Genomic DNA, 23,014 nt, shown 5'->3' on the forward strand with positions numbered 1-23,014 from the left:
TCGGCGTGTCGCGGGCCGCAGACTTCGGATCGAACGGCTGTTCGTCTAGAGTTGTGGACAGGTGAGGGACGGAACTGCGTCATCCACAGCCAGTGGGTGCCCAGAACCGGATGTCGGTGGTCGGACATAGCCTTCGTCGCAGGTTGCCGCCCGGAGAGGGCGGGTCCCTGAACAGGCCAGCCCTGGTCCGAAACATGCGGTGGAGCTCAGCGAGCATCTGCCCGAGACACGAAGTGAAGGTGACACCATGGCTGCACCAGTTGCAGACCGTAGCAAGGCCCTCGAGGCCGCCCTCGGCCAGATCGATCGCGCGTTCGGCAAGGGATCGGTGATGCGCCTCGGCGACGACAACCGCCCGCCGGTCGCCGTGATCCCCACCGGCTCCATCGCGCTCGACGTCGCGCTCGGGATCGGTGGCCTGCCCCGGGGCCGGGTCGTCGAGATCTACGGCCCGGAGTCCTCGGGTAAGACCACGGTCGCGCTGCACGCGGTCGCGAACGCCCAGAAGGCCGGCGGGATCGCCGCGTTCATCGACGCCGAGCACGCCCTCGACCCCGAGTATGCGAAGAAGCTCGGCGTGGACACCGACGCCCTGTTGGTCTCCCAGCCGGACACCGGCGAGCAGGCGCTCGAGATCATGGACATGCTGATCCGTTCCGGTGCGCTGGACATCGTGGTCATCGACTCCGTCGCCGCGCTCGTACCGAAGGCCGAGATCGAGGGCGAGATGGGAGACAGTCACGTCGGCCTCCAGGCCCGGCTCATGTCCCAGGCGCTGCGCAAGATCACCGGCGCGCTGAACTCCTCCGGCACCACGGCGATCTTCATCAACCAGCTGCGCGAGAAGATCGGGGTGTTCTTCGGATCTCCCGAGACGACCACGGGTGGCAAGGCGCTGAAGTTCTACGCCTCGGTCCGCATCGACGTGCGTCGTATCGAGACCCTCAAGGAGGGCACCGACGCGGTCGCCAACCGCACCCGCGCGAAGGTCGTCAAGAACAAGATGGCCCCGCCGTTCAAGCAGGCCGAGTTCGACATCGTCTACGGGGTCGGCATCTCCCGCGAGGGCAGCTTGATCGACCTCGGCGTGGAGCATGGCATCGTCCGTAAGTCCGGCGCCTGGTACACCTACGAAGGTGACCAGCTCGGGCAGGGCAAGGAGAACTCCCGCCGGTTCCTCAAGGACAACCCCGAGCTGGCGGAGGAGATCGAGAAGAAGATCATGACGAAGCTCGGCATCGGCAAGCCGCTCGAGGTGGTGCCGGACGCCGGCGGTCCCGCCAACGCCGTCGACTTCTAGGCCCACGGCGCCGATGGCCTTCCAACAGCGCCGATCCCGGCCGGACCGGGCCGGGGTCGGTGAGCCAGGGCAGGCGCGGCGCCGCTCCGGTGGCCGGGTGGGTGAACCCCCGGGCACCGGTGCCGCGGCCGTCGACCCCGAGCCGGATCATGAGTCCGTGGCGCGCAACATCGCGCTGCGGCTCCTGACCCACTCGCCGCGCTCCCGCGCCGAGCTGGCGCAGGCCTTGGCGAAGAAGGACGTGCCGGACGACGTCGCCGCGTCGGTGCTCGACCGGTTCGAGGAGGTCGGGCTGGTCAACGACGTCGAGTACGCCGAGATGCTTGTGCGCACCCGCCGGACCGAACGGGGTCTGGCCCGCCGCGCCCTGGCCACGGAGCTGTACCGCAAGGGCGTCGACTCCGAGATCGCGGCGGAGGCACTGGCCGCCGTCGATCCCGAGGACGAGGAAGCCACCGCGCGGGACCTGGTCCGGCGCAAGGCTCGATCCAGCGTGGGCCTGGAGCACGAGAAGCGCCGGCGGCGGCTCGTCGGCATGCTGGCGCGGAAGGGTTACTCGCCCTCGGTCGCGCTCCGGGTCGTGGACGGCGTGCTCGCTGAAGAGGGCGTCGTCGACACCGACGACCGCGTCGGCTGAGCCGAGGCGCAGAGGAGTCCGAGGCACGTGTCCGAGACCCCGGTCGAGGAGGAGTGGGCGCAGCCGCTCCTGACGTTCCTGACGGTGGTCGAGGGACCGTTGGATTGGATGCTCGTCGGCAGCGCCGCCACCCGGCTGCACGGTGTTGACCTGGTGCCCGGCGACGTCGACGTGCTCATCCACCCCGACGCCACGGACGCCGCGTTCGCGCAGGGCTGCCGGGCGCTTGCGGCATTCGCGGCCCGCGGTCCGGCAGTGCGTGGCCTCGAGGACTTCGTGAGCACCCAGGAGCACCCGTTGGTCGCGTCCGAGGACGGGACCTGGCTGTTCGGGCGGTGGATGATCGCCGGACGCAAGCTCGAGGTGGCGCGGATCCGCTCCGCGACGCCCGCGGGGCTGCTGACGGAGACCCTTGGCCCGGCAGTCTGGGAGAGCCGTCAGCACATCGAGTGGCACCGCTTCGACGTCCCGGTGGTGCCGCTCGAGGTGCAGTACGCCACCTGTCGCCTTCGCGGGAACGACGCACGGGCACGGGAAGTCGGGCAGCGGTTGCACCAGCGTGGCCATGACGCCGACCTGCTGGCCCGAGCCCTCGCCGATCGTGGCCTTGCCGATCGTGGCCTCGACGCCGGCGCTCCCGACCCGACCTGAGCCGCGAACGTGCGGGCCAGGGATCCGTCAGGCCGGCGCTATCTCCCGCCACCGCCCACGGCGGGCACCGTGACGGCGTTCGGGGGTGCCGGGTTGGCGCGCGCCTTGCCAGAGGTGCGTCCGCCTACCTTCCGGGCGACCAACTCGGCGACCTTCGAGAGGAGGTAGTTGAGGACGATGAAGATCAGTGCGGCGACGAACAGGCTCTGCAGGATCGCGAACGGTGCCCCGCTGCCCAGCAGTCGGGCGCTGCGCAGCAGTTCGGGGTAGACGATGATGTAGCCGAGGGCCGTGTCCTTGAGGATTACGACGAACTGGCTCACGAGTGAGGGCAGCATGGCGATGAGTGCCTGCGGCAGCTCGATCGAGCGGATCGACTGCCCGCGGGTCATCCCGATCGCCAGTCCGGCCTCGCGCTGCCCCTTCGGCAGGCCGTGCACCCCGGAGCGGACGAGTTCGGCGATCACCGCGCCGTTGTACAGGGTCAGGGCGATGACCACACTCAACAGGAGCTGGGCGGTGCCGCTGACGGCCGTGAAGCGACCGAGGATCTGGTAGCCGGCAACCATCATGACCAGCACCGGTACGGCGCGGAAGAACTCGACGACCACGCCGCTGAACCAGCGCAGTGCCCGGTTCGCGGCCAGCCGTCCCACTCCGAACAGCAGACCGAACACGACGGACGTCACGATGGCGTATGCCGCGGCGACGAGGGTGTTCTGCAGCCCCGGTAGGAAGTTGTAGCGCCAGGAGTCCGGATCCACGACCACGGCCCAGAGCTCCGGGCGCAACTGGCCGGCCGCGTTCATCTGGACCAGCACGAACACGGCGATGCCGATCACGACGACGGCGCCGACCCAGTTGCCCACGCGGACGTTGCGCCGGGCGCGCGGGCCAGGTGCGTCGAACAGGACGGTCTGCCGGCTCATCGGGACACCGCCAGTCGCTGAGAGAGATAGGTCACGGCGAGCCCGATCGGGACGACGATGATGACGAAGCCGACCGCGACGGTAAGGAAGATCGGGATCACGTAGTTCCCCTCGTTCTCCATCATCTCCTTCATCAGGATCGAGATCTCGGGGACCGAGATCGCCGCGGCGACGGTGCTGTTCTTGATGAGCGCGATGAGCGTGTTGCCGAGCGGAGCGATCGCCCCGCGGAAGGCCTGGGGCAGGATGATCAGCCGCGCCGCGGGTAGGAACGGCAGTCCGATCGCCCGGGCGGCCTCGGCCTGGCCGGCCGGCACCGTGTTCACCCCGGAGCGCAGCGCCTCGCACATGAACGAAGCGTGGTAGACCGAGAGCGCCAGCACGGCGAGCCAGAAGAAGTTGGTGGCGAAGTCGGTCGAGAACTCCACGCCCAGCACCGGCCACAGGACCAGCGCCGCGAACACCACGATGATCGTCAGCGGCGTGTTGCGGATCAGGTTGACGTAGGTGGTGCCGGCGAACTGCAGAGACGGGATCGGTGAGATCCGCATGAGCGCCAGGATCGTGCCGATCACCAACGAGGCCACGGCCGCGAAGAAGGTCAACTGGATGTTCAGCCAGTACGCGCCAACCAGGTCATAGTTCGAGAGGACGGCGAGGAACTCGCTCAACGGACACCACCTTCATCGCTGCTTCGGCTTTCTGACGTCGGACGCGGTGGTGCGGGGACGGGCCCGGGCCCGCCCCCGCACACCCGAATCAGGAGGCGGCGCACTCCCGCAGCTCCGGCGGGTTCAGGTCCGCGTTCGGGGTGAACCCGGTGCCCTCGGTGTTCGCCTCGATGGCGGCCTCCCAACTGCCGTCGTCGAACATGGCCTGGATGGCCTCGTTGATCGGCTCGCACTGGTCGGATCCCGGCGGCAGGCCGACACCGTAGTTCTCCTCGGAGAACGGGTTCCCGACCACCACCATGGCGCCGCTGCCCTCGGCGGCTGCGAGGCCGGCGAGGATGATGTCGTCGGTGGTGACGGCGTCCACCTGTCCACCGAGCAGGTACTGGATGCACTCGGAGTACCCGGGCTGCTCGATCAGCTGGACCTGGTCGGCGAAGTCATCCTGGATGCGCTGCGCGGACGTCGAGCCGGCCACGGAGCAGAGGTTCTTCCCGTTCAGGTCGTCCGGCCCGGTGATGTCCGTCTCGTCGGCCCGCACGAGCAGGTCCTGACCCGCCACGAAGTACGGGCCGGCGAAGTCGACGACCTCGTCACGGGTGTCCGTGATCGAGTAGGTCGCGAAGATCATGTCGACCTGACCGCCCTCGAGCATCGTCTCCCGGTTCGCGGAGGGCGTCTCGACCCATTCGATCTGGTCGGCCGTGTACCCGAGGGCCTCCGCCACGTACGTCGCGACGTCCACGTCGAAGCCGGTGTACTCGGCGCCGTCCTGGAAGCCGAGGCCGGGCTGGTCGAACTTGATGCCGATGCGGATGGTGCCTTCCTGGCCACCGCCGCCTTCGTCGGTGGTCTCCTCGGCGCCCGTGGTCCCGTCATCGCCGCTGTCGCCCGGCTCGGCGGTACACGCGGCCAGGGTCAGCGCGCCGACGGCTGCGATCGCGGCGAATGCCACTCGCGTTCTCTTCATCGTTGTCTCCTTTTGGTTGGCAACTGGTGTTGGGGTCGATCTGGTCGGCTGGATCAGTGGGTGAGGATCTTGCCGAGGAAGTCCTTGGCGCGGTTGCTGGTCGGGTGGTCGAAGAACGTGTCCGGGTCCGCCGATTCCACGATCTGCCCGTCGGACATGAACACCACGCGGTCGGCGGCCTTGCGGGCGAAGCCCATCTCGTGGGTCACGACCACCATGGTCATGCCGTCCTTCGCGAGGGCCACCATCACGTCCAGCACCTCGTTGACCATCTCCGGGTCGAGGGCGGACGTCGGCTCGTCGAACAGGATCACCTTCGGCTGCATGGCCAGGGCCCGGGCGATCGCGACGCGCTGCTGCTGCCCACCGGAGAGCTGTGCGGGGAGCTTGTCCGCCTGGTTCGCCACCCCCACCCGTTCGAGCAGGCTCATGGCCAGTTCCTTGGCCTTGGCGGTCTTCATCTTCTTGACCTTGATCGGTCCGAGGGTGACGTTCTCGAGGATCGTCTTGTGGGCGAACAGGTTGAAGGACTGGAACACCATGCCGACGTCGGCACGCAGCCGGGCGAGCGCCTTGCCCTCCTCGGGCAACGCCTGACCGTCGAGGGTGATGGAGCCGTCGTCGATCGACTCGAGGCGGTTGATGGCGCGACACAGGGTGGACTTGCCCGAGCCGGACGGCCCGATCACCACCACCACCTCGCCACGGTGCACGGTGAGGTTGATGTCCTGGAGCACGTGGAGCTCTCCGAAGTGCTTGTTGACACTGTCCAGAACCACCAGCGGTTCGCCCGAATGGGCGGGCATGCCGCGGTCGTCGTCTGCTGTGACACCGGTCACGGAACTGTCAGCCATGGGATGCAACCTAGTCGCTCAATGTTTCCGGGGCGACGCAGGCGGGGTAACAGTGCGGACACGATCGGCTCTTTCCGCGTGATGGGCGTCCCCGGCCGGCAGCGCCCGGGCCCGCGGGAGCGCCGTAGAATCAACGATCGTGACCGCTGAACTGACGCACCCGCGCACCTATCTGGTGCGGACCCTCGGCTGCCAGATGAATGTGCACGATTCGGAGCGCATGTCCGGCCTGCTCGAGGACGCCGGGTACGTCAGCGCCGAGACCGCGGGCACCGGATCGCTCATGACGCAGGCCGACGGCGCCGACGTCGTGGTCATCAACACGTGCGCCGTGCGGGAGAACGCCTCCGATCGTTTGTACGGCAACCTCGGCCAGCTCGCCTCGCTCAAGCGGGAGCGCCCGGGCCTTCAGATCGCCGTAGGCGGGTGTCTGGCCCAGCAGGACCGGGCCGGCATCGTGGCCCGCGCGCCCTGGGTGGACGTCGTCTTCGGGACCCACAACATCGACGTGCTGCCGGCGCTGCTGGAGCGCGCCCGGCACAACGGCGAGGCACAGGTCGAGATCGAGGAGGCCCTCAAGGTCTTCCCGTCGACGTTGCCGACCCGCCGGGAGAGCGCCTACGCGGCGTGGGTCTCGATCTCGGTCGGCTGCAACAACACCTGCACGTTCTGCATCGTGCCGCACCTGCGCGGCAAGGAGCGCGACCGGCGGCCCGGTGACGTGCTCGCCGAGGTCGGGGCCGTCGTCGCCGAGGGCGCCCTCGAGGTCACCCTGCTCGGCCAGAACGTCAACTCCTACGGCGTCGGTTTCGGTGACCGTGGCGCCTTCGCGAAGTTGCTGCGCGCCTGCGGCCGGATCGAGGGACTGGAGCGGGTCCGGTTCACCTCACCGCACCCGGCTGCGTTCACCGACGACGTCATCGACGCCATGGCGCAGACCCCGAACGTGATGCCGTCGCTGCACATGCCGCTGCAGTCCGGCTCGGACACGATCCTGCGCGCCATGCGTCGTTCGTACCGCAGCGAGAAGTTCCTCGGGATCCTCGACCGCGTCCGGGAGCGGATGCCCGAGGCGGCCATCACCACGGACATCATCGTCGGGTTCCCTGGTGAGACCGAGGAGGACTTCCAGTCGACCCTGGACGTGGTCGAGGCCTCCCGGTTCGCCAGCGCGTTCACGTTCCAGTACTCCCAACGGCCCGGTACTCCCGCCGCGGACCTGCCCGACCAGGTGCCCGCCGACGTGGTCACCGAGCGGTACGGCCGGCTCCAGGCACTCCAGGAGCGGATCTCCACCGAGGAGAACGCCACCCAGGTCGGGCGTACCGTCCAGGTGCTGCTCGCCGAGTCCGAGGGACGCAAGGACACCGCGACCCGCCGCCTGAGCGGCCGTGCGGAGGACAACCGGCTCGTCCACGTCGGCGTGCCCGACGGCGTCGCGAGCCTTCCCGAGACCGAGCGCCCTCGTCCCGGGGACCTGATCACGGCCACGGTCACCGGGTCCGCGCCGCACCACCTGATCGCGGACTCCGGCCTCACCGGTGGCACGTTCGAGCTCCGGCGGACCCGCTCCGGGGACGCCTGGGCGGCGCGCGAGCGCGCCGCGGCTGCCGCGGCGAGTGCAGCGGAAGGTGGGCCATCCGCTCCGGCAGGCCGCGCCGTCGGGCTCGGCATGCCCACGGTGCGGCGCGGCTGACGCAGCCGACGAGCGTCAGGTGCGGCGTTCGATTCAGGAGCCGAACGCGGAGGTCAGTGCTCGCAGGCACTGTCCCGAGGTGGCCAGGCCCAGCGTGACTGCTTCGGCGAACTGGTCGTCGGTGGCGCCGCCGCTGAAGTCCGCGACGAACAGGGTTCGGACCGCGAGCCGGTCCTGCGCGTCCGAGGACCAGAACACCGTCGGCCAGATGTGCTCCCGGTGCCAGTCGTTGGCGAAGCCGACCAGGTCCGCCTCCCGCGTGGCGGGGATCGGGTCCGCGTAGGAGCCGCGCACCTGGAGCACGCTCACGTCGCCGACCCGGATCGCGATGTCGAACGGGTAGGCGCCCCAGACGCCGCGCAGGCCGTTGGTGCCGGCGGGGGTGACGGCGAACCCTTGAGCCCGGGCGTGGGCACGCAGTCGCTCGATGCTGATCGGGTACGGCCAGTCGGAGGCGGGCAGATCCGCCGGGGAGCTCATGCCAGCCCGCCGGGTGCCTGCAGGGCCGGGTCCGGGTAGCGGTCGTCCAGCTCCGCGAAGACGGCGAGCGCGGTGGTGATGGCGGCCCGGATCGCCCGGCCGAGTTGGTGCTCGGACAGGCCCTCGCGCAGCGGCGTGGCGGACTCCGCGCAGAACCGCATCGTGCCGTCGTCGTGGACGAGCAGGAAGCACTTCGGCCACAGCGTGCGCGCGTGGCGGGCGTTGATGAAGTCCATCAGCTCCGGTCGGCGCTCGATCGTGATCCGCCGGTTCCACTGGGCCCGGATCTGCAGCACCTCGTTCGCGCCCGCCAGCGCGACCGTGAACACGTGCCCGTTCCAGAGGCCGCCGAGATGTGAGTCGTCGGAGACGAAGAACTTCTGGTCGTGCTCGCGCAGCCACGCCTTCAGCCGGTCGCGGTCGACGGCCACGACCTCATCGGCGAGCGCGGGTTCGGAGCCCGCGGCGTCATCGGCGGGATCCGGTGGTGCGTGGTCGGAGGCTGCCATCACCTCCAGTCTAGGTCGCCCGGGAGCGGCGACCGCCTGCCGGTTCGGGGCCATCCAGGGCTGGGACGGTAGGTTGCCTCCGTGCTGAACCGAGGTGTGCCCGTGGTGGCCGTGGTGGGTCCGACCGCCAGCGGCAAGTCCGACCTCGCCCTGGATCTGGCCGAAGGGCTCGGCGCCGAGATCATCAACGCGGACGCCATGCAGCTCTACCGCGGCATGGACATCGGCACCGCGAAACTGCGCCCCGAGGAGCGCCGCGGCATCGCCCACCACCAGCTCGACGTGCTGGACGTGGACACCGACGCCACCGTCGCCGCCTACCAGAGGCATGCCCGCGCCGACCTGGCCGGCATCGCCGCCCGGGGACACGCCGTCGTCGTGGTCGGTGGTTCGGGCCTGTACGTGCGTGCCCTGCTGGACGACCTGTCCTTCCCCGGCACCGACGAGGCGGTCCGCGCCGCGCTCGAGGCGCGCGCCGAGGCCGAGGGGCCCGGGCTCCTGCACGCCGAGCTCGAGGCGGCGGACCCGGTCGCGGCCGCCCGGATCGATCGGCGCAACGCCCGCCGGATCATCCGGGCGCTCGAGGTCATCGCGATCACGGGTGAGCCGTACTCGGCGAACCTGCCGAGCCACTCCTCACACATCCCGGCGGTGCACGTGGCGGTGGATCTGCCGCGGCCGGTCCTGCACGAACGCATCGACGCGAGGGCGCGGTCGATGTTCGACGGCGGACTGCTCGCCGAGACCGGCGCGCTCCTCGATCGTGGGCTGGAGCGAGGCCGAACCGCCCGCCGGGCGGTCGGCTACGCGCAGGCGCTCGCGGTGCTGCGCGGTGAGACGGACGTGGCGACGGCCGTCGCCGACACCGCCCAGGCCACCCGCCAGCTGGCCCGCCGGCAGATGACCTGGTTCCGGCGCGATCCCCGGATCGCCTGGCTGGCGCCGGGCCCCGATCTGGCCGAGCGGGCCCGTAGGCTGCTGCCATGACTTCACCTGTTGCGGCGCCCGTGCACACCTTCGTCAAGGGCCACGGCACCGGCAACGACTTCCTGCTGTACGCCGACCCCGACGGCGCGGCCCCGCTCAGCACGAGCGAGGTGGCCGCGCTCGCCGACCGGCACACCGGCATCGGCGCGGACGGCGTGATCCGCGCCGTGCGCAGCGCCGCGATCACCGAGGGCGCCGACCGGGCGGCCGGGCGGGAACCGGCGGCACTGTGGTTCATGGACTACGTGAACGCCGACGGCTCGGTCGCCGAGATGTGCGGCAACGGGATCCGGGTGTTCGTCGCGTTCCTGCGCCACGCCGGGCTGCTCGCCCTCGACGACGGCGACACGGTCCAGGTCGCCACCCGGGCCGGCGTGCTGGGCGTGCGTCGCGAGGGCAGGGACTACGCGGCGGACCTGGGCCGGTGGAGCGCACCCGGCGGCGACGCCGCACTCGCGCAGGGCTTCGACGCCAGCGTCGGGGTGGCCGGGCTCGCCGAGCCCCGCCCGGGCCTACGCCTGGACCTGCCGAACCCGCACACCGTGATCGCCCTCGAGGACACCGAACAGCTCGAGGTCCTGGACCTCACCCGGGCGCCGATCGTCGACCCCGCGCCCGCGCGCGGCACGAACGTGGAGTTCGTGGTGCCGCTCGGCGACCGCGAGGTGGACATCGTCGACAGCACCGGTGCCGTGGTGGGCTCGAAGACGGTCGGTGTGGTTCGGATGCGGGTGTACGAGCGCGGCGTGGGGGAGACGCTCTCCTGCGGTACCGGTGCCTGCGCGGCCGCGCTCGCGGTGCGCAACTGGTTCGGCGAGGGCGCTCCGCAGGAGTGGATCGTGCAGGTTCCCGGCGGCGAGCTGCGGGTTCGGATGCTGCCCGACGACCACGTCGAGCTCGCCGGACCGGCCGAGCTCGTCGGCACCGTCACCGCCCTCTGAGCTGCGGCGAGCCGCACCCGGGTCGACGGTCGATGACTTCCGGTCGTGGCGACGGTCCATCCGAATGGGACCGAACCGCCTCGGCCCGGAAGCGAACGGAGACCTGTCCATGACCGTCCTGATCTACTCGGCGACGATGTCGCTCGACGGATTCATCGCGGGGCCGGGAGGAGACATGTCCTGGTTGGCTCCGTACACCGCCCCCGATCCCGCCGCCGACGAGCTCGCGGCCCGGACCGGGGCGCTCCTGGTCGGCAACACCACCTTTGGCGGGGACGACCCGAACCGCGGCACCGACGCCGAGGGGGCGTTCGGTGGCACCTGGCACGGCCCACAGTTCGTGCTCACCCATCGCCGGCCGGACGCCGGGCCGCCGGACGTGACGTTCACCGACGACCTCCGCTGGGCGGTCGCGGCGGCCCGGGCTGCGGCGGGCGCGAAGGACGTCAACGTGCTCGGCGCCGACGTCGCGCGGCAGTGCCTGGAACTCGGGCTGCTCGACGAGGTGGTCGTGTTCGTGGTCCCGGTGCTGCTCGGCGACGGCGTCCGGCTCTTCGACCACCCCGGCGGCCACCCGGTCCGTCTCGAACACGTCGCCCGGGGTATCGGCGAGGAGTCGACCCACCTGCGGCTGCGGGTGGTCCGGGACTGAGTGGTCCGGGTCAGTGCACGGTCAGGACCCGGAACCCGTTCACGCTCGTCAGGCGGGTCACGTCCCGGTCCAGCTCCGCCGCGATCCACCGCTGCAGCGAGTCCGAGCCGAGGTTGCGCTGCACCACCAGCTGCGCGCGGGCACCCGGGGTCAGCCGCGGCAGCCAGGTCCGCAGGATCTCGTGCAGCGCCGCCTTGCCGATCCGGATGGGCGGGTTCGACCAGAGCTCGTCGACGCGCAGGTCCGGCTCGGTGGCGAGCAGTTCCTCGGGCAGGTACGTCTGGACGTTCTCGAGGCCGAGCCGCGCCGCGTTGTCCGCCGTGAGCGCGAGGGCCCGCTCGTTGACGTCCACCGCGAGCACGCGCGCACCGGGGGAGGCGAGGGCCATCGCGATCGCGATCGGGCCCCACCCGCAGCCCAGGTCGAGGAGGGTGCCGGTGGCGGGCGGATCATCAACGGTGTCCAGCAGCACCGTGGTGCCCGGGTCCAGGCGATCGCCCGAGAAGACCCCGGCCGCGGTCTCCAGTCGCACCCGCCGTCCCCGGAGTGCGACGTCGATCTCCCGCCGCCGGTCGGGGCCGCTCGGTGTGGTCGAGAAGTAGTGGGACACGGCGACGAGCCTAATGGCGTGCTTGCGCACGAGCCGCTCGGGCCTACGGCCGACAGCGAAATCCCTTGGGTACATCTTGTCCGCGTGCCACCATTGAGTCATCGGACCCCCAACAAAGGACACCATGACCGAACGCACCGCCCCGACGACCCCCCGTAGCGACGCATCCCACGGCGACGACGCCCAGGACCGCGCGCAGGACGTCGTCGCACGAATCCTGGCCCGGGCGGGCACGGCGATCCAACCGACCGACGACGGACCGAGCGCCTACGACGGCGAGCAGTTCGACGTCGAGGACCGTTCTGCCCTGCGCCGGGTCGCCGGCCTGTCCACCGAGCTCGAGGACGTTACCGAGGTCGAGTACCGGCAGTTGCGCCTCGAACGCGTGGTGCTGGTCGGCCTGTGGAGTTCCGGCACCGCTGAGGCCGCGGAGGTCTCGCTGCGCGAGCTCTCCGCGCTCGCCGAGACGGCCGGTTCGGAGGTCCTGGACGGGCTCCTGCAGCGGCGCACCGCGCCCGACCCGGGCACCTACCTGGGTTCCGGCAAGGCCCGCGAGCTCGCTGATCTCGTCGCCTCGACCGGCGCCGACACCGTGATCGTCGACTCCGAGCTCGCCCCGTCCCAGCGCCGCGCGCTGGAGGACGTCGTCAAGGTCAAGGTCATCGACCGCACGGCGCTGATCCTGGACATCTTCGCCCAGCACGCACAGTCCAGGGAGGGCAAGGCACAGGTCGAGCTCGCCCAGCTCGAGTACCTGCTCCCACGACTGCGTGGTTGGGGTGAGTCGATGTCCCGGCAGGCCGGTGGTCGGGTCGCCGGCGGTGCCGGGATCGGCTCCCGCGGTCCCGGTGAGACGAAGATCGAGCTCGACAGGCGGCGGATCCGCACCCGCGTGGCGAAGCTGCGCCGCCAGATCAAGGCGATGGCGCCCTCCCGCGCCACCCGTCGGCACTCCCGTCGTGCTGGAGCCGTGCCGTCGGTCGCGATCGCCGGTTACACGAACGCCGGCAAGTCCTCCCTGCTGAACCGGCTCACCGGCGCCGGGGTCCTCGTCCAGAACGCACTGTTCGCGACGCTGGACCCGACAGTCCGCCGGACCGAGACGCCGGACGGGCGTACCTACACGCTCGCGGACACGGTCGGTTTCGTGCGGAACCTGCCCACCGAACTCATCGAGGCGTTCCGGTCGACGCTCGAGGAGGTCGCCCAGGCTGACCTCATCGTGCACGTCGTGGACGCCTCGCACCCCGACCCCGAGGGTCAGCTCGACGCGGTGCGCTCCGTCCTGCGCGACATCGAGGGCACGTCCGACATCCCCGAGATCGTCGCGCTGAACAAGGCCGACCTCGCCGAGCCGGAGACCATCGCACGGCTGCGCACCCGGGTGCCGGACGCCGTCGCCGTGTCCGCCCGGACGGGTGCGGGCATCGAGGAACTACGGGACCGGATCGCCGAGCTGCTGCCGCACCCGGCGGTCCATGTCGACGTCGTGGTGCCCTACCAGCGGGGCGACCTGGTGCACCGCGCGCACGTCAGCGGTGAGGTCCTCGCCGAGGAACACACCGAGGCCGGGACCCGGCTCGTGGCGCGGGTCGACTCCGAGCTCGCCGCGGCGCTCGCGGACGCCGTCGCCAGCTGACCCGGCGACGCACCGGGACCGGTCCGGGCGTCGTCGTGGCACCGTCGTCCACAAGCCGGAGCGCCGCACCGCCGGCTCGACGGCGTGGCGCGATACCGTCGAGGACGTGCCTGCCGACCCCACCTCGACCGATCCCGACGACGCCCTGACCATGACGAAGGACAGGTCGGCCGACGCTGCCGAGGACGAGGCGGGCACGGGTCGTGCGGGCGCTTCCGCGGAAGCGCCCGAGGCAGCCGGGAGCACCCCGGCACCGGCCGGACGCATCGGCGCAGGGCGACCGACGCCGTCGGACATCGATGCCGTGCTCGACGCGGTGGTCGCCTCGATGGGCGGCGCCCGGCGCGAGGGGCAGCACGAGATGGCTCGTGCCGTCACCGAGGCACTCACCGAGTCCAAGCACCTGCTCGTGCAGGCCGGCACGGGTACCGGGAAGTCGCTCGCCTACCTCGTGCCGACGCTGGTGAACGCGGTCGCCACCGGGGAGCGGGCGATCGTCTCGACGGCCACCCTCGCGTTGCAGCGGCAGGTGATCGGCCACGACCTGCCGCTGGTGGCTGACATCCTCTCCGACAAGCTGCCCCGGGAGCCCACCGTCGCCCTGCTGAAGGGCTGGCACAACTACCTGTGCCTGCACAAGATCGCCGGCGGCTACCCGGCCGAGGACGACTCGGCGCTCTTCTCGGAGGCGCTCGTGGCGCCGTCGGTGGCCGAGGAACACCCCAGGGAGCAGGACGACTCGCTCGGCGCCCAGGTCGTGCGCGTGCGCGAGTGGGCGGAGCAGACCACCAGCGGCGACCGCGACGAGCTGATCCCCGGGATCAGCGACAAGGCGTGGCGGCAGGTGTCGATCACGTCGATGGAGTGCCTCGGCCAGCGCTGCCCGTTGCTGGCCGACTGCTTCCCCGAGAAGGCGAAGGCCGCCTCCCGGGAGGCGGACGTCGTGGTGACGAACCACGCGATGCTCGGGATCGCCGCATCCGGATCGCCCAAGGTGCTGCCCGAGCACGAGGTGCTGGTCGTCGACGAGGCGCACGAACTGGCCGACCGCGTCACCGCGCAGTCCACCGTGGAGCTGTCCGCGTCCTCGGTGGACCGGGCCGCGCGGCTCGCCCGCCGGCATGCCGGGCTCGCGCTGCCCGGGCTGGACGACGCCGTGAACACCCTGCGCACCGAGCTCATGGGCGTGCCCGAGGGACGGCTGCAGGCCGGCCTGCCGGAGGCGCTGATCGGCACGGTCCGGCTGATCGCCGACGGCGCCCGGGAGGCCATGACCGCGATGCGCACCGAGGCCGGCGCGAGCGTCAGCCCGGAACAGGCCGGCGCGAAGAACATGGCCAAGAGCGCGATGCTGATCCTGTTCGAGGTGTGTGACCGGCTCCTGTCCGACCGGGTCGCCAACCTCCGGGACGTCGTGTGGTGCGAGCGCGGCCGGCGGCCGGGGGAGGGCTCCCGCTTGATGGTCGCGCCGCTGAACGTGTCCGGGTCGATCAACTCCGAGCTGTTCACCGACCGTGCGGTGGTGCTCACGTCGGCCACCCTCACCCTCGGCGGCACCTTCGACTCCACGGCTCGCGCCGTGGGCCTGTCCGACGGCGGCTACCGCGGCGTGGATGTCGCGTCACCGTTCGACTACGGCAAGCAGGGCATCCTGTACGTCGCCAAGCATCTGCCTGCGCCCGGGCGGGACGGCACCGACGAGCGGATCCTGACCGAGATCGCCGAACTGGTCGAGGCCGCCGGGGGCCGGACCCTCGGACTGTTCTCCTCCCGGCGCGGCGCGCAGCTCGCAGCCGAGGCGATGCGTGAACGCCTCGACACCCCGGTGCTGCTCCAGGGTGAGGACTCGTTGCCGTCCCTGGTCAAGCAGTTCGCAGCCGACCCGGCGACCTCCCTGTTCGGCACGCTCTCGCTGTGGCAGGGCGTGGACGTGCCGGGGGAGTCCTGCCAGCTCGTGATCATCGACCGGATCCCGTTCCCGCGCCCGGACGACCCGATCAAGGCCGCCCGGACCGAGGTGGTCGCGGCAGGAGGCGGCAACGGTTTCATGGCCGTCTCGGCCACGCACGCCGCCCTCCTGCTCGCCCAGGGCGCCGGCCGGCTGATCCGGCGTACCACCGACCGGGGCGTCGTGGCCGTTCTCGACCCGCGGCTGCGGACCGCCCGCTACGGGAGCTTCCTGGCCGGGTCGCTGCCGCCGCTGTGGCCGACCACGGATCCCGGCCTGGTCCGGGCGGCGCTGCGCCGGCTCGCGGCTTCCTAGTACTCCGAACGGATCAGGGAGCGGTCGAGACGTACTCGGCCGTGTCCTCATCGACGAGGATGACGATGAGGTCCACCTCGCCGCTGCGCTCGCCGGACCGTTCGACGAGGTCGAGGTCCTCCAGAGGCGCGCCGACGATCTCGACGTTCGGGTCTGCGCACTGTGCGGGATCGGTGTCTTCGACGGCGTCGCACAGGAGCAGGACACCACCCTCCGTGACGAGCGTGACGGCGAGGCGCACCTGTTCGCCGTAATCGGGCTCCTCGAGCGCCTCGCGCATCGTCATGGGGTGGAGCTCCGAGATGTCGACGGTCATTGGGCTGGGCGTCGGCGGGCTCTGGTCGGAGGTGCACCCAGCCAGCACCGCTGCCACGCTCACGCTCGCGAGGACTGCGCTCGTGACCGTTCTCACGGGTGGTCAGTTCTGATCACTGGCACGCCCTTCGTCGACGGCCTCATCAACGTGGGCCGCCAGCCGGACGACCGGATCGTGAGAGCCACTGCGCTGCAGTGCAGCCAGTCGCTCGGGCAGAACGTAGACCGTGACGGTGTTCGTTTTGTCATCGATCTGCGCACTGACGATCTCCTCGGCCGGCACCCCTAGTCCACCGGCAGTTGCCTGGCGTGCGAGCTCCGCCAGATCCGTGTAGGAGAATTCCGCCCCTATGACGCCGACTTCAACTCCGTACTGGTCCGCGCGTCGCTCGACGGTGGTGACGTCGCGGTCGGGGTTCGTCGTGAGCACGGCAAGGACACCCGTAGCCGGGTCGAAGCGGAAGCCGGCGAACGTCTCGCCAAGCTCCGAGACAATGACCTCGCGAAACATCGTCCGGGCAGCCTGCGACTCGACGTTCGCGCGAGCCTGCTCCTCGGATATCCCGAACTCCGCCACGAGGATCCGTTGCGCCTCGTCCCACTCCGAGGGTCGTGCCGCGGCCGTCTCGCGTTCGACGGGCCGTGTCGCGAGGGTGGGACCGGCCGATCCCGCCACGCGACCGGTCGTACCAGCTCCAGCACCGGCGATGAGGCTGGGGACCACGAGTGCTACCGCGCACACCACACGCGAGGCACGGTTGCCAGCCATCCGACTCTCCTTGCTCGTGGTCGCATGCTCCCCAGCGGTAAGGTCGCGACGTTGCCCCTCTGGTGTGGAAACTACACCGCGATCGAAGGCTGAGGAACCGATCGGCGGGACTCGTGAGCACGGATCGCGTCGACCTGGTCCGGGCGTCGCCGGGCAGGCTCGCGGGCGCCTGATCGGGCGGCCCGCCGTGGGCCGGATAGGGTTACCGCGAAGGCGATCCACCACGAGAGGAATCCCGTCGTGACCCAGGCACCAGACCGCGCCACCACACCTCCCGGGGTCTCCACCCTCGCCATCGTCGGCGCCGGCTCGGTCGGCGCCACGCTCGCATACGCGGCGCTGATCCGGGGCGTCGCCCGCCGGGTGGTCCTGTACGACGTGAACCGGGCCAAGGTGGAGGCCGAGGCCCTCGACCTCTCCCACGGCATGGCCTTCATGCCCATGGGTGCGGTGGAGGGATCGGACGACATCGGGATCTGCGCCGGCGCGGACATGGTGGTGGTGACCGCCGGTGCAAAACAGCAGCCGGGGCAGACTCGTATCGAGCTCGCGGACCGGACCATCAACCTGATGCGCACGCTCGTGCCGCAATTGGTGGAGGTCGCGCCCGACGCCATCTACATGATGGTGACGAACCCGGTCGACGTGGTCACCTACGCCTCGCTGAAGATCTCCGGGTTGCCGCCGCGGCAGATGTTCGGTTCCGGCACGGTGCTGGACACCTCACGGCTCAGGTACCTGCTCAGCGAACACAGCCGGATCGCGGTCCGGAACGTGCACGCTTACATCGTCGGCGAGCACGGCGACTCCGAGTTCCCGCTGTGGAGCGCCGCCAACATCGGCGGGGTGCCACTGCGGGAGTTCGTGGCCGCCACCGGCGTGCTCAGCCCAGGGGACCTGGCCGAGATCGCCGACGAGGTGAAGAACTCCGCGTACCGGATCATCGACGGCAAGGGCGCCACGAACCACGCCATCGGCCTCGCCGGCGTGCGGATCATCCAGTCGGTGCTGCGTTCCGAGCGTGCGATCCTGCCTGTCTCGAGCCTGCTCGAGGACTACCTAGGCATCTCCGACGTGTGCCTGTCGGTCCCGTCGATCGTGGACCGCGACGGCGTGGGCGAGCGTCTCGAGTTCAACTTCAATGAGTCCGAGCTTGCCAGCCTGCGCGCCAGCGCGGACGAGATCCGCGGCGTCGCCCGGCAGTTCGGCTTCTGACCCGGGCGCCCCAGAAGCCGAACCCCGACCTCAGATCGAGCGGAGCACACTCACCACACGGCCGAGGATCTGCGCCTCGTTCCCGTCGATCGGTGAGAACGCCGGGTTGGCCGGCATCAGCCAGACCTGCGAAGCGGAGCGCTTGAGCGTCTTCACGGTCGCCTCGCCGTCGATCATCGCGGCGACGATCTCGCCGTTCTCAGCGACGTTCTGCTGCCGCACGACCACCCAGTCGCCGTCGCAGATCGCGGCGTCGATCATCGACTCGCCGACCACCTTGAGCAGGAACAGATCGCCTTCGCCGACCAACTGGCGGGGGAGCGGGAACACGTCCTCCACGGCCTGCTCTGCCAGGATCGGGCCACCGGCCGCGATCCGGCCGACGACCGGCACATACGCGGCACCGGGATCGATGCCCTCCCGGTCCGGCGCCTCGAAGATGTCGATGTCGCCGCGGACGGACTGGGCGTCATCCGGCGCGATGACCTCGATCGCGCGGGTGGAGATCGGGTCCCGGCGCAGGTACCCCTTCTGTTCGAGCAGGTTGAGCTGGTACTTCACCGAGGATGGGCTCGCCAGCCCCACGGCCGCACCGATCTCTCGCATGGTGGGCGGGTAGCCCTTGGCCTCGATGCTCGACCGGATGGAGCCCATGATCTGCCGCTGACGCACGCTGAGGCCGTCGGGGCCGGGGGTGTCCTTCGGGTCGGGGGACTTGGAGCGGCTGGATCGGGTCACGGTCTCCTCCTGATGGTCGGTTCGGCCTGTGTTTCCGCCATTGTCAGAGGGCGGTGATGTGCTGTCGAAGTGTTCAGGACCACAGTAGGCGTCATCGGCCGATCCGCAAAACATGTGTTCGACTGGCGTGTCGACATCGGAATCGCCGCGTGCTACCTTCAGTACAGCCGTTCGACGAACAATCGTTCTACCCGCGACGACCGAGGAGACTCCCGATGAGTGCACTGGCCTTCCCCCACGCCGAGCTCCGCGCGGGTGCCAACGCCGGGACGCGGCGCGGCCGAGCTGTACGTCGTCGCCACCTGTCGGCGGTGCCGGGGGGCCGCGCCGGGGCGGCCCGGCCGGTGACCCGGGTCGTGAGTGCGCACCCGACCGTCGGGTCGTCCGCGGTCGCGCTGGTGCCTTCGCCCGCGGCATTGGTCGGCCCGCTCGCACCGGCGCCGACTCGTCGACTCGCGCCCGCCCTGCCCGACCTCACCTCGGCGCCCGCGCTGGCACCGGTGCCCGTGCCGCTCGCGCGGCCCGAGCGTGACGGCGCCCCGGTGCGGCCGGTCCGTCGGCCAGTGCGCCGTTCGGACGCACTGCCCGCCGAGACGGTCGAGCCGGCCCGCACGGCCGTCGATGCGCCGCTGCGGCTGACGGTCCGCGGTCGCCGGGTGCTCGTGGTGCTCGGACTCGTCGTCGCCGCGGCGCTCGGGTCGGTCCTCGGCCTCGCATTCCCGTCCGAGCCGGCCGCCCCCACCGAGGTGGCGACGGTGGTCGTCTCGCCCGGGGAGAGCCTCTGGGCGATCGCCGCCGAGCACGCCGCACCCGGCGCGGACGTGCGCGTGGTGGTCGACCAGATCATGGAGCTGAACTCGCTCGCCACCTCCACGGTGGTGGCAGGTCAGGCGCTCACGGTTCCCGTCGGCTGACCCACTGTTGGCCCGGCAGCAGGGCGAAGCCGCTCGTGTGCCCGAAGTCGCTTGCATCTGGGCACGCGAACGCCTAACGTTTCCCTACATCTAGTAGTTACACCGTTGTGATCCGCGCACATGTAGTGCACGGGAACGACGGCCACGATGTGGGAAGGATCCGTCGGTGCACTGCCCGTTCTGTCGGCACTCCGATTCCCGCGTCGTGGACTCCCGGACCGCCGAGGACGGGTCCGCGATCCGGCGGCGGCGCCAGTGCCCGAACTGCGGGCGGCGATTCACGACGGTCGAGACCACCAGTCTGAACGTGATGAAGCGTTCCGGTGCCGTCGAGCCGTTCAGCCGGGACAAGATCATCTCTGGCGTCCGCAAGGCTTGCCAGGGGCGGCCTGTTTCCGATGACGACCTTGCCCTGCTCGCACAGCAGGTCGAGGAGACGATCCGCAGCAACGGTGTCGCGGAGATCGATGCGCATGAGGTCGGACTGACCATCCTCGGCCCCCTGCGCGAGCTGGACGAGGTGGCCTACCTCCGGTTCGCCAGCGTGTACCAGGCCTTCTCCTCGCTGGAGGACTTCGAGGCCGCGATCGCCGCCCTGCGGGTGGACCGCCCGGACCAGAGCGAGGAATCGCTCCCATAGACCGCCGCCGGTGGCGCTGGAGGGGAAGCCAGCACCACCGGCGGCAGCATCGACCGGGTCCCGGCGGGCGTCCGCCGGCCGGGCCGTCGGCAGACGCGGACGCCGCGCCGCATCGGGCCGGATCGGTACCCCTCACAGGTCGCTTGAGCGCGCGCCCCACAGATTCACGCCGCCGTCGCGGGCGTACCGATCGATCTCGGTCAGTTCTGCGCTGGTGAGGCTCGGTGCGTCGAGCGCGGCGAGGGTGTCGTCCAACTGGGCCACGCTGGACGCGCCCACCAGGGCGGTCGTGACACGCGGGTCGCGCAGCACCCACGTCACCGCCAGCTGGGCCAGCGTCTGGCCGCGCCGCTCGGCGATGGCATTGAGCGAACGGATCCGGTCGAGGTTGGCGGCCGTGAGGTACTCCCTCTTCAACGAGGCACCCTTCGCGCCACGCGAGTCGGAGGGGACGCCGTCCAGGTAGCGGTCGGTGAGCATGCCCTGCGCCAGCGGCGAGAACACCACCAGAGCGAGCCTGGCCGCCCCGGCGACGTCCAGGAGTGACTCGCCGGCGGGACCCGGGTGCTCGATCCAGCGGTTGATCATCGAGTACGACGGCTGGTGCACGCTCAGGCGCAGCCCGAGCTGGTCCGCGACCGCGAGAGCCTCACGGGTCCGCTGCGCCGAGTAGGAGGAGATGCCCGCGTACCTGGCGCGGCCGGAGTCCACCGCCGTCCTGAGCGCGCCGAGCGTCTCGGTCAGGGGTGTGCTCGGGTCGTACCGGTGGCTGTAGAAGACGTCGACGTGATCCAGGCCGAGCCGCTGCAGCGAGGCGTCCAGCGAGGACAGCAGGTACTTGCGTGAGCCGCCCTCGCCGTAGGGTCCCGGCCCCGCCCGGTAGCCGGCCTTCGTCGTGATCACCAGCTCGTCCCGCAGGGCCCGAAGGTCCTTGGCCAGCAGGGCGCCGAGGTTCTCCTCGGCGGCGCCGACCGGCGGTCCGTAGTTGTTCGCCAGGTCCAGGTGGGTGATACCACGGTCGAACGCGTGATGGATGAGCTCGCGCTGGCGGTCGATCGGCGTGGCGACGCCGAAGTTCTGCCACAGGCCGAGGGAGATGGTCGGCAGGTCCAAGCCGGAGTTCCCCGCTCGGCGCATCGGCATCCGGTCGTAACGGTCCTCGGCCGGGAACGCGGTGGTCATGGCCACCGAGCGTAGTGCGCCCTTCGTGGCGGCACGTAGCGTGGGCGCATGCTGATCGTGATGTCCGGGCCGCCAGGCGCCGGCAAGTCCCATCTGGCCGGCCGGATCGCCCGCGCGCTGACGGTTCCGGTGCTCTCAGTCGACCCCGTCGAGGCCGCCATGTGGCGCGCCGGGGTCGGTGGCCCCGGCGGATCGCTACCCACCGGCCTGGCTGCCTACGTCGTGGTCGAGGCCCTCGCGGAGGGGGTTCTCGTCCTGGGCCAGTGCGTGCTGGTCGACGCCGTCAACGCGGTGGAGCCGGCGCGTGAGCAGTGGCGGAGGCTGGCGGCGCGGTCCGGCGTCCCATTGCGGGTCGTGGACGTGATCTGTTCCGACCCGGACCTGCACCGGTCCCGGCTCGAGGGACGACGGCGGGACCTGGCCGGGTTCCCGGAGCCCACCTGGGCGCAGGTGTCGCAGGCGACGGCCCCGCCGTGGACCGACCCGCACCTGCGCGTCGACACGGCCGATCCGGCTGACCCTCTGCCCGTCGTGCTGGCGTACCTCGGGCGGTGAGAAGGCTCAGTCGGGCGGCGCGAGGTCCCGTAGGTACTGCCTGCACACGTGCACGCGCCGGTACCGTCGACGCATCTCGTCCTCGTCGTCGATGCGGGCGTGCGCGAACACGAACAGCGGGGCGCTCAGCGGTTCCGGCGACGTGAAGCCCTCCAGTTCGGCGTCCGTCACCCCGCTGTCGGCGTAGACGTGCAGATAACGGTGGTTCTCCCGGAAGCCGCGGGCCAGGTACCAGCCGTTGGCGGCCTCGTTCCCGCGGGTCCACGCGTCCAGGGTGTGCGCGCCGGCCAGGCGCGGCAGCGCCGCGTCCAGGAGCCGGCTCGCGATGCCGGTCCGGGCGTGATCGGGGTGCACGGCCACCGACTCGATGGTCGCCTCGACTCCGTCGACGGTGACGTCGAGCAGACCGACGACAGTTCCGCCGTCGTCCGCCACGAGCTGGACCGACGGTAGTTCGTAGGTCGGGCGCTGCGTGTACACGTCGTCGTAGTACTCGGTCTCGAAGAAGCTCAGCAGCCGGCAACGCAGCCAGCTCGCGGCGTCGTCCGACCGGTAGTCGCAGATCGTGAGGGGCATGCCACCCACCCTGGCTACCTCGTAGGCCTGCCGCAATCGAATATGGGTGGCGCCGGCCAGCCCGCCACGGCAGGGTAGGGGGCACGCCGGAGAACCCGGCGGACGAACGAACGAAGAGGTGTGACGATGCCCGATCCCACAGATGCCGGACCCGACGAGGCCGCTCTGGCCGACTCGAAGGCCAAGATGCGTGAGGCCCTCGAGCGCAAGCGCGAGAAGGAGCACATGACCGCCGAGGGACGCCGCAACACCGGGAGCGTGCACGGCTCCGAGGTCACCGGCGCCGAGGGTAAGCGGGTGTTCCGGCGCAAGTCCGGCTGA

Annotated in this window: 27 protein-coding genes; 15 read left to right on the forward strand and 12 right to left on the reverse strand. The window is 70.7% G+C overall.

All coding sequences use genetic code 11. From position 1 onward, the window contains the following. The first annotated feature begins 247 nt into the window (after positions 1 to 247). The 3 genes from recA to GKS42_RS09645 all read left to right on the forward strand — a co-directional run bounded on the left by recA (position 248) and on the right by GKS42_RS09645 (position 2,588). Positions 248 to 1,300: a recombinase RecA gene (recA, locus tag GKS42_RS09635; protein WP_154793627.1), complete on the forward strand. Its 1,053-nt coding sequence runs from the start codon at positions 248 to 250 to the stop codon at positions 1,298 to 1,300. 97 nt (positions 1,301 to 1,397) lie between these two features. After that, positions 1,398 to 1,937, forward strand: a complete 540-nt coding sequence (locus GKS42_RS09640) for a regulatory protein RecX (protein WP_232847997.1) — start codon at positions 1,398 to 1,400, stop codon at positions 1,935 to 1,937. Positions 1,938 to 1,964: 27 nt separating this feature from the next. Beyond that, on the forward strand, positions 1,965 to 2,588 hold the full coding sequence (locus tag GKS42_RS09645; protein WP_154793629.1) for a hypothetical protein: 624 nt from the start codon (positions 1,965 to 1,967) through the stop codon (positions 2,586 to 2,588). A 38-nt stretch (positions 2,589 to 2,626) separates the two neighbouring features. On the opposite strand, the gene GKS42_RS09650 is transcribed toward GKS42_RS09645, so the two are convergent. The 4 genes from GKS42_RS09650 to GKS42_RS09665 all read right to left on the reverse strand — a co-directional run bounded on the left by GKS42_RS09650 (position 2,627) and on the right by GKS42_RS09665 (position 5,964). Then, the gene (locus GKS42_RS09650) at positions 2,627 to 3,517 is read right to left on the reverse strand and encodes an amino acid ABC transporter permease (protein ID WP_154793630.1); all 891 of its coding nucleotides are present in this window, start codon (positions 3,515 to 3,517) and stop codon (positions 2,627 to 2,629) included. Continuing rightward, positions 3,514 to 4,188: an amino acid ABC transporter permease gene (locus GKS42_RS09655; protein WP_154793631.1), complete on the reverse strand. Its 675-nt coding sequence runs from the start codon at positions 4,186 to 4,188 to the stop codon at positions 3,514 to 3,516. The genes GKS42_RS09650 and GKS42_RS09655 overlap by 4 nt, the downstream gene beginning before the upstream one ends. An 88-nt stretch (positions 4,189 to 4,276) precedes the next feature. Further along, on the reverse strand, positions 4,277 to 5,158 hold the full coding sequence (locus GKS42_RS09660; RefSeq protein WP_154793632.1) for a glutamate ABC transporter substrate-binding protein: 882 nt from the start codon (positions 5,156 to 5,158) through the stop codon (positions 4,277 to 4,279). A 53-nt stretch (positions 5,159 to 5,211) separates the two neighbouring features. After that, complete coding sequence (locus GKS42_RS09665) at positions 5,212 to 5,964, reverse strand: amino acid ABC transporter ATP-binding protein (protein WP_154796635.1); 753 nt, start codon at positions 5,962 to 5,964, stop codon at positions 5,212 to 5,214. Positions 5,965 to 6,208: 244 nt separating this feature from the next. Between GKS42_RS09665 and miaB the strand changes: the two genes are divergently transcribed. Then, complete coding sequence (gene miaB, locus GKS42_RS09670) at positions 6,209 to 7,708, forward strand: tRNA (N6-isopentenyl adenosine(37)-C2)-methylthiotransferase MiaB (protein WP_232848085.1); 1,500 nt, start codon at positions 6,209 to 6,211, stop codon at positions 7,706 to 7,708. 33 nt (positions 7,709 to 7,741) lie between these two features. Here miaB and GKS42_RS09675 read toward each other — a convergent pair whose 3' ends face one another. Both GKS42_RS09675 and GKS42_RS09680 read right to left on the reverse strand, forming a co-directional pair. Continuing rightward, complete coding sequence (locus GKS42_RS09675; protein WP_154793634.1) at positions 7,742 to 8,188, reverse strand: YbjN domain-containing protein; 447 nt, start codon at positions 8,186 to 8,188, stop codon at positions 7,742 to 7,744. Further along, positions 8,185 to 8,697, reverse strand: a complete 513-nt coding sequence (locus GKS42_RS09680) for a type III secretion system chaperone family protein (RefSeq protein ID WP_168217797.1) — start codon at positions 8,695 to 8,697, stop codon at positions 8,185 to 8,187. Before GKS42_RS09680 ends, GKS42_RS09675 begins: the two co-directional genes overlap by 4 nt. An 81-nt stretch (positions 8,698 to 8,778) precedes the next feature. Here GKS42_RS09680 and miaA point away from each other — a divergent pair, with 81 nt between their 5' ends. From miaA to GKS42_RS09695, 3 genes are all read left to right on the forward strand, one after another. After that, complete coding sequence (gene miaA / locus GKS42_RS09685) at positions 8,779 to 9,684, forward strand: tRNA (adenosine(37)-N6)-dimethylallyltransferase MiaA (protein ID WP_435529669.1); 906 nt, start codon at positions 8,779 to 8,781, stop codon at positions 9,682 to 9,684. Then, entirely contained in the window at positions 9,681 to 10,625 is a 945-nt protein-coding gene (locus GKS42_RS09690; RefSeq protein WP_154793636.1) for a diaminopimelate epimerase, read from the forward strand. The genes miaA and GKS42_RS09690 overlap by 4 nt, the downstream gene beginning before the upstream one ends. Before the next feature lie 109 nt (positions 10,626 to 10,734). Then, positions 10,735 to 11,277 (forward strand): dihydrofolate reductase family protein, encoded by a 543-nt coding sequence (locus GKS42_RS09695; protein ID WP_154793637.1) that lies wholly within the window; start codon positions 10,735 to 10,737, stop codon positions 11,275 to 11,277. Positions 11,278 to 11,287: 10 nt separating this feature from the next. Here the strand turns inward: GKS42_RS09695 and GKS42_RS09700 are convergent, their stop codons facing one another. Further along, positions 11,288 to 11,887, reverse strand: a complete 600-nt coding sequence (locus tag GKS42_RS09700; RefSeq protein WP_232847998.1) for a class I SAM-dependent methyltransferase — start codon at positions 11,885 to 11,887, stop codon at positions 11,288 to 11,290. A 124-nt stretch (positions 11,888 to 12,011) separates the two neighbouring features. Between GKS42_RS09700 and hflX the strand changes: the two genes are divergently transcribed. Continuing rightward, the gene (gene hflX / locus GKS42_RS09705; RefSeq protein ID WP_154793638.1) at positions 12,012 to 13,526 is read left to right on the forward strand and encodes a GTPase HflX; all 1,515 of its coding nucleotides are present in this window, start codon (positions 12,012 to 12,014) and stop codon (positions 13,524 to 13,526) included. Between the two features lie 328 nt (positions 13,527 to 13,854). Then, on the forward strand, positions 13,855 to 15,789 hold the full coding sequence (locus tag GKS42_RS09710; protein WP_232848087.1) for an ATP-dependent DNA helicase: 1,935 nt from the start codon (positions 13,855 to 13,857) through the stop codon (positions 15,787 to 15,789). Positions 15,790 to 15,802: 13 nt separating this feature from the next. Here GKS42_RS09710 and GKS42_RS09715 read toward each other — a convergent pair whose 3' ends face one another. Then, entirely contained in the window at positions 15,803 to 16,075 is a 273-nt protein-coding gene (locus GKS42_RS09715; RefSeq protein ID WP_168217798.1) for a hypothetical protein, read from the reverse strand. A 16-nt stretch (positions 16,076 to 16,091) separates the two neighbouring features. Between GKS42_RS09715 and GKS42_RS26785 the strand changes: the two genes are divergently transcribed. Next, complete coding sequence (locus GKS42_RS26785; protein WP_290368052.1) at positions 16,092 to 16,217, forward strand: hypothetical protein; 126 nt, start codon at positions 16,092 to 16,094, stop codon at positions 16,215 to 16,217. Here GKS42_RS26785 and GKS42_RS09720 read toward each other — a convergent pair. Then, positions 16,208 to 16,873, reverse strand: a complete 666-nt coding sequence (locus tag GKS42_RS09720; RefSeq protein WP_154793640.1) for a hypothetical protein — start codon at positions 16,871 to 16,873, stop codon at positions 16,208 to 16,210. The two genes, GKS42_RS26785 and GKS42_RS09720, sit on opposite strands and share 10 nt — an antisense overlap. 240 nt (positions 16,874 to 17,113) lie before the next feature. Here GKS42_RS09720 and GKS42_RS09725 point away from each other — a divergent pair, with 240 nt between their 5' ends. Beyond that, on the forward strand, positions 17,114 to 18,088 hold the full coding sequence (locus GKS42_RS09725) for an L-lactate dehydrogenase (RefSeq protein WP_154793641.1): 975 nt from the start codon (positions 17,114 to 17,116) through the stop codon (positions 18,086 to 18,088). A 30-nt stretch (positions 18,089 to 18,118) separates the two neighbouring features. On the opposite strand, the gene lexA is transcribed toward GKS42_RS09725, so the two are convergent. Beyond that, positions 18,119 to 18,742, reverse strand: a complete 624-nt coding sequence (gene lexA, locus GKS42_RS09730; protein ID WP_232848088.1) for a transcriptional repressor LexA — start codon at positions 18,740 to 18,742, stop codon at positions 18,119 to 18,121. 299 nt (positions 18,743 to 19,041) lie between these two features. Here lexA and GKS42_RS09735 point away from each other — a divergent pair, with 299 nt between their 5' ends. Further along, positions 19,042 to 19,740: a LysM peptidoglycan-binding domain-containing protein gene (locus tag GKS42_RS09735; RefSeq protein ID WP_154793642.1), complete on the forward strand. Its 699-nt coding sequence runs from the start codon at positions 19,042 to 19,044 to the stop codon at positions 19,738 to 19,740. Between the two features lie 166 nt (positions 19,741 to 19,906). Then, positions 19,907 to 20,380, forward strand: a complete 474-nt coding sequence (nrdR, locus tag GKS42_RS09740; RefSeq protein WP_154793643.1) for a transcriptional regulator NrdR — start codon at positions 19,907 to 19,909, stop codon at positions 20,378 to 20,380. 132 nt (positions 20,381 to 20,512) lie between these two features. Here nrdR and GKS42_RS09745 read toward each other — a convergent pair whose 3' ends face one another. Further along, positions 20,513 to 21,562, reverse strand: coding sequence for an aldo/keto reductase (locus GKS42_RS09745; protein ID WP_154793644.1), 1,050 nt, complete (start codon positions 21,560 to 21,562; stop codon positions 20,513 to 20,515). A 48-nt stretch (positions 21,563 to 21,610) separates the two neighbouring features. On the opposite strand from GKS42_RS09745, the gene GKS42_RS09750 reads away from it, so the two are divergent. Beyond that, positions 21,611 to 22,117: a P-loop nucleotide/nucleoside kinase family protein gene (locus GKS42_RS09750; protein WP_154793645.1), complete on the forward strand. Its 507-nt coding sequence runs from the start codon at positions 21,611 to 21,613 to the stop codon at positions 22,115 to 22,117. A gap of 6 nt (positions 22,118 to 22,123) precedes the next feature. Here the strand turns inward: GKS42_RS09750 and GKS42_RS09755 are convergent, their stop codons facing one another. Then, positions 22,124 to 22,693, reverse strand: a complete 570-nt coding sequence (locus tag GKS42_RS09755) for a GNAT family N-acetyltransferase (RefSeq protein ID WP_154793646.1) — start codon at positions 22,691 to 22,693, stop codon at positions 22,124 to 22,126. Between the two features lie 126 nt (positions 22,694 to 22,819). Here GKS42_RS09755 and GKS42_RS09760 point away from each other — a divergent pair, with 126 nt between their 5' ends. Beyond that, on the forward strand, positions 22,820 to 23,014 hold the full coding sequence (locus GKS42_RS09760) for a DUF5302 domain-containing protein (RefSeq protein ID WP_154793647.1): 195 nt from the start codon (positions 22,820 to 22,822) through the stop codon (positions 23,012 to 23,014).

Source organism: Occultella kanbiaonis, from assembly GCF_009708215.1.
Classification (GTDB): Bacteria; Actinomycetota; Actinomycetes; order Actinomycetales; family Beutenbergiaceae; genus Occultella; species Occultella kanbiaonis.

Bases quoted from the DNA above. Each gene is read 5' to 3' on its own strand.
- recA (WP_154793627.1), top strand. From the start codon at position 248: ATGGCTGCACCAGTTGCAGACCGTAGCAAGGCCCTCGAGGCCGCCCTC.
- GKS42_RS09650 (WP_154793630.1), bottom strand. From the start codon at position 3,517: ATGAGCCGGCAGACCGTCCTGTTCGACGCACCTGGCCCGCGCGCCCGG.
- GKS42_RS09660 (WP_154793632.1), bottom strand. From the start codon at position 5,158: ATGAAGAGAACGCGAGTGGCATTCGCCGCGATCGCAGCCGTCGGCGCG.
- GKS42_RS09665 (WP_154796635.1), bottom strand. From the start codon at position 5,964: ATGCCCGCCCATTCGGGCGAACCGCTGGTGGTTCTGGACAGTGTCAAC.
- miaB (WP_232848085.1), top strand. From the start codon at position 6,209: ATGAATGTGCACGATTCGGAGCGCATGTCCGGCCTGCTCGAGGACGCC.
- GKS42_RS09675 (WP_154793634.1), bottom strand. From the start codon at position 8,188: ATGAGCTCCCCGGCGGATCTGCCCGCCTCCGACTGGCCGTACCCGATC.
- GKS42_RS09680 (WP_168217797.1), bottom strand. From the start codon at position 8,697: ATGGCAGCCTCCGACCACGCACCACCGGATCCCGCCGATGACGCCGCG.
- GKS42_RS09690 (WP_154793636.1), top strand. From the start codon at position 9,681: ATGACTTCACCTGTTGCGGCGCCCGTGCACACCTTCGTCAAGGGCCAC.
- GKS42_RS09695 (WP_154793637.1), top strand. From the start codon at position 10,735: ATGACCGTCCTGATCTACTCGGCGACGATGTCGCTCGACGGATTCATC.
- hflX (WP_154793638.1), top strand. From the start codon at position 12,012: ATGACCGAACGCACCGCCCCGACGACCCCCCGTAGCGACGCATCCCAC.
- GKS42_RS09710 (WP_232848087.1), top strand. From the start codon at position 13,855: ATGGGCGGCGCCCGGCGCGAGGGGCAGCACGAGATGGCTCGTGCCGTC.
- GKS42_RS09715 (WP_168217798.1), bottom strand. From the start codon at position 16,075: ATGACGATGCGCGAGGCGCTCGAGGAGCCCGATTACGGCGAACAGGTG.
- GKS42_RS26785 (WP_290368052.1), top strand. From the start codon at position 16,092: ATGTCGACGGTCATTGGGCTGGGCGTCGGCGGGCTCTGGTCGGAGGTG.
- GKS42_RS09720 (WP_154793640.1), bottom strand. From the start codon at position 16,873: ATGGCTGGCAACCGTGCCTCGCGTGTGGTGTGCGCGGTAGCACTCGTG.
- lexA (WP_232848088.1), bottom strand. From the start codon at position 18,742: ATGGGCTCCATCCGGTCGAGCATCGAGGCCAAGGGCTACCCGCCCACC.
- GKS42_RS09735 (WP_154793642.1), top strand. From the start codon at position 19,042: ATGAGTGCACTGGCCTTCCCCCACGCCGAGCTCCGCGCGGGTGCCAAC.
- GKS42_RS09745 (WP_154793644.1), bottom strand. From the start codon at position 21,562: ATGACCACCGCGTTCCCGGCCGAGGACCGTTACGACCGGATGCCGATG.
- GKS42_RS09750 (WP_154793645.1), top strand. From the start codon at position 21,611: ATGCTGATCGTGATGTCCGGGCCGCCAGGCGCCGGCAAGTCCCATCTG.
- GKS42_RS09755 (WP_154793646.1), bottom strand. From the start codon at position 22,693: ATGCCCCTCACGATCTGCGACTACCGGTCGGACGACGCCGCGAGCTGG.
- GKS42_RS09760 (WP_154793647.1), top strand. From the start codon at position 22,820: ATGCCCGATCCCACAGATGCCGGACCCGACGAGGCCGCTCTGGCCGAC.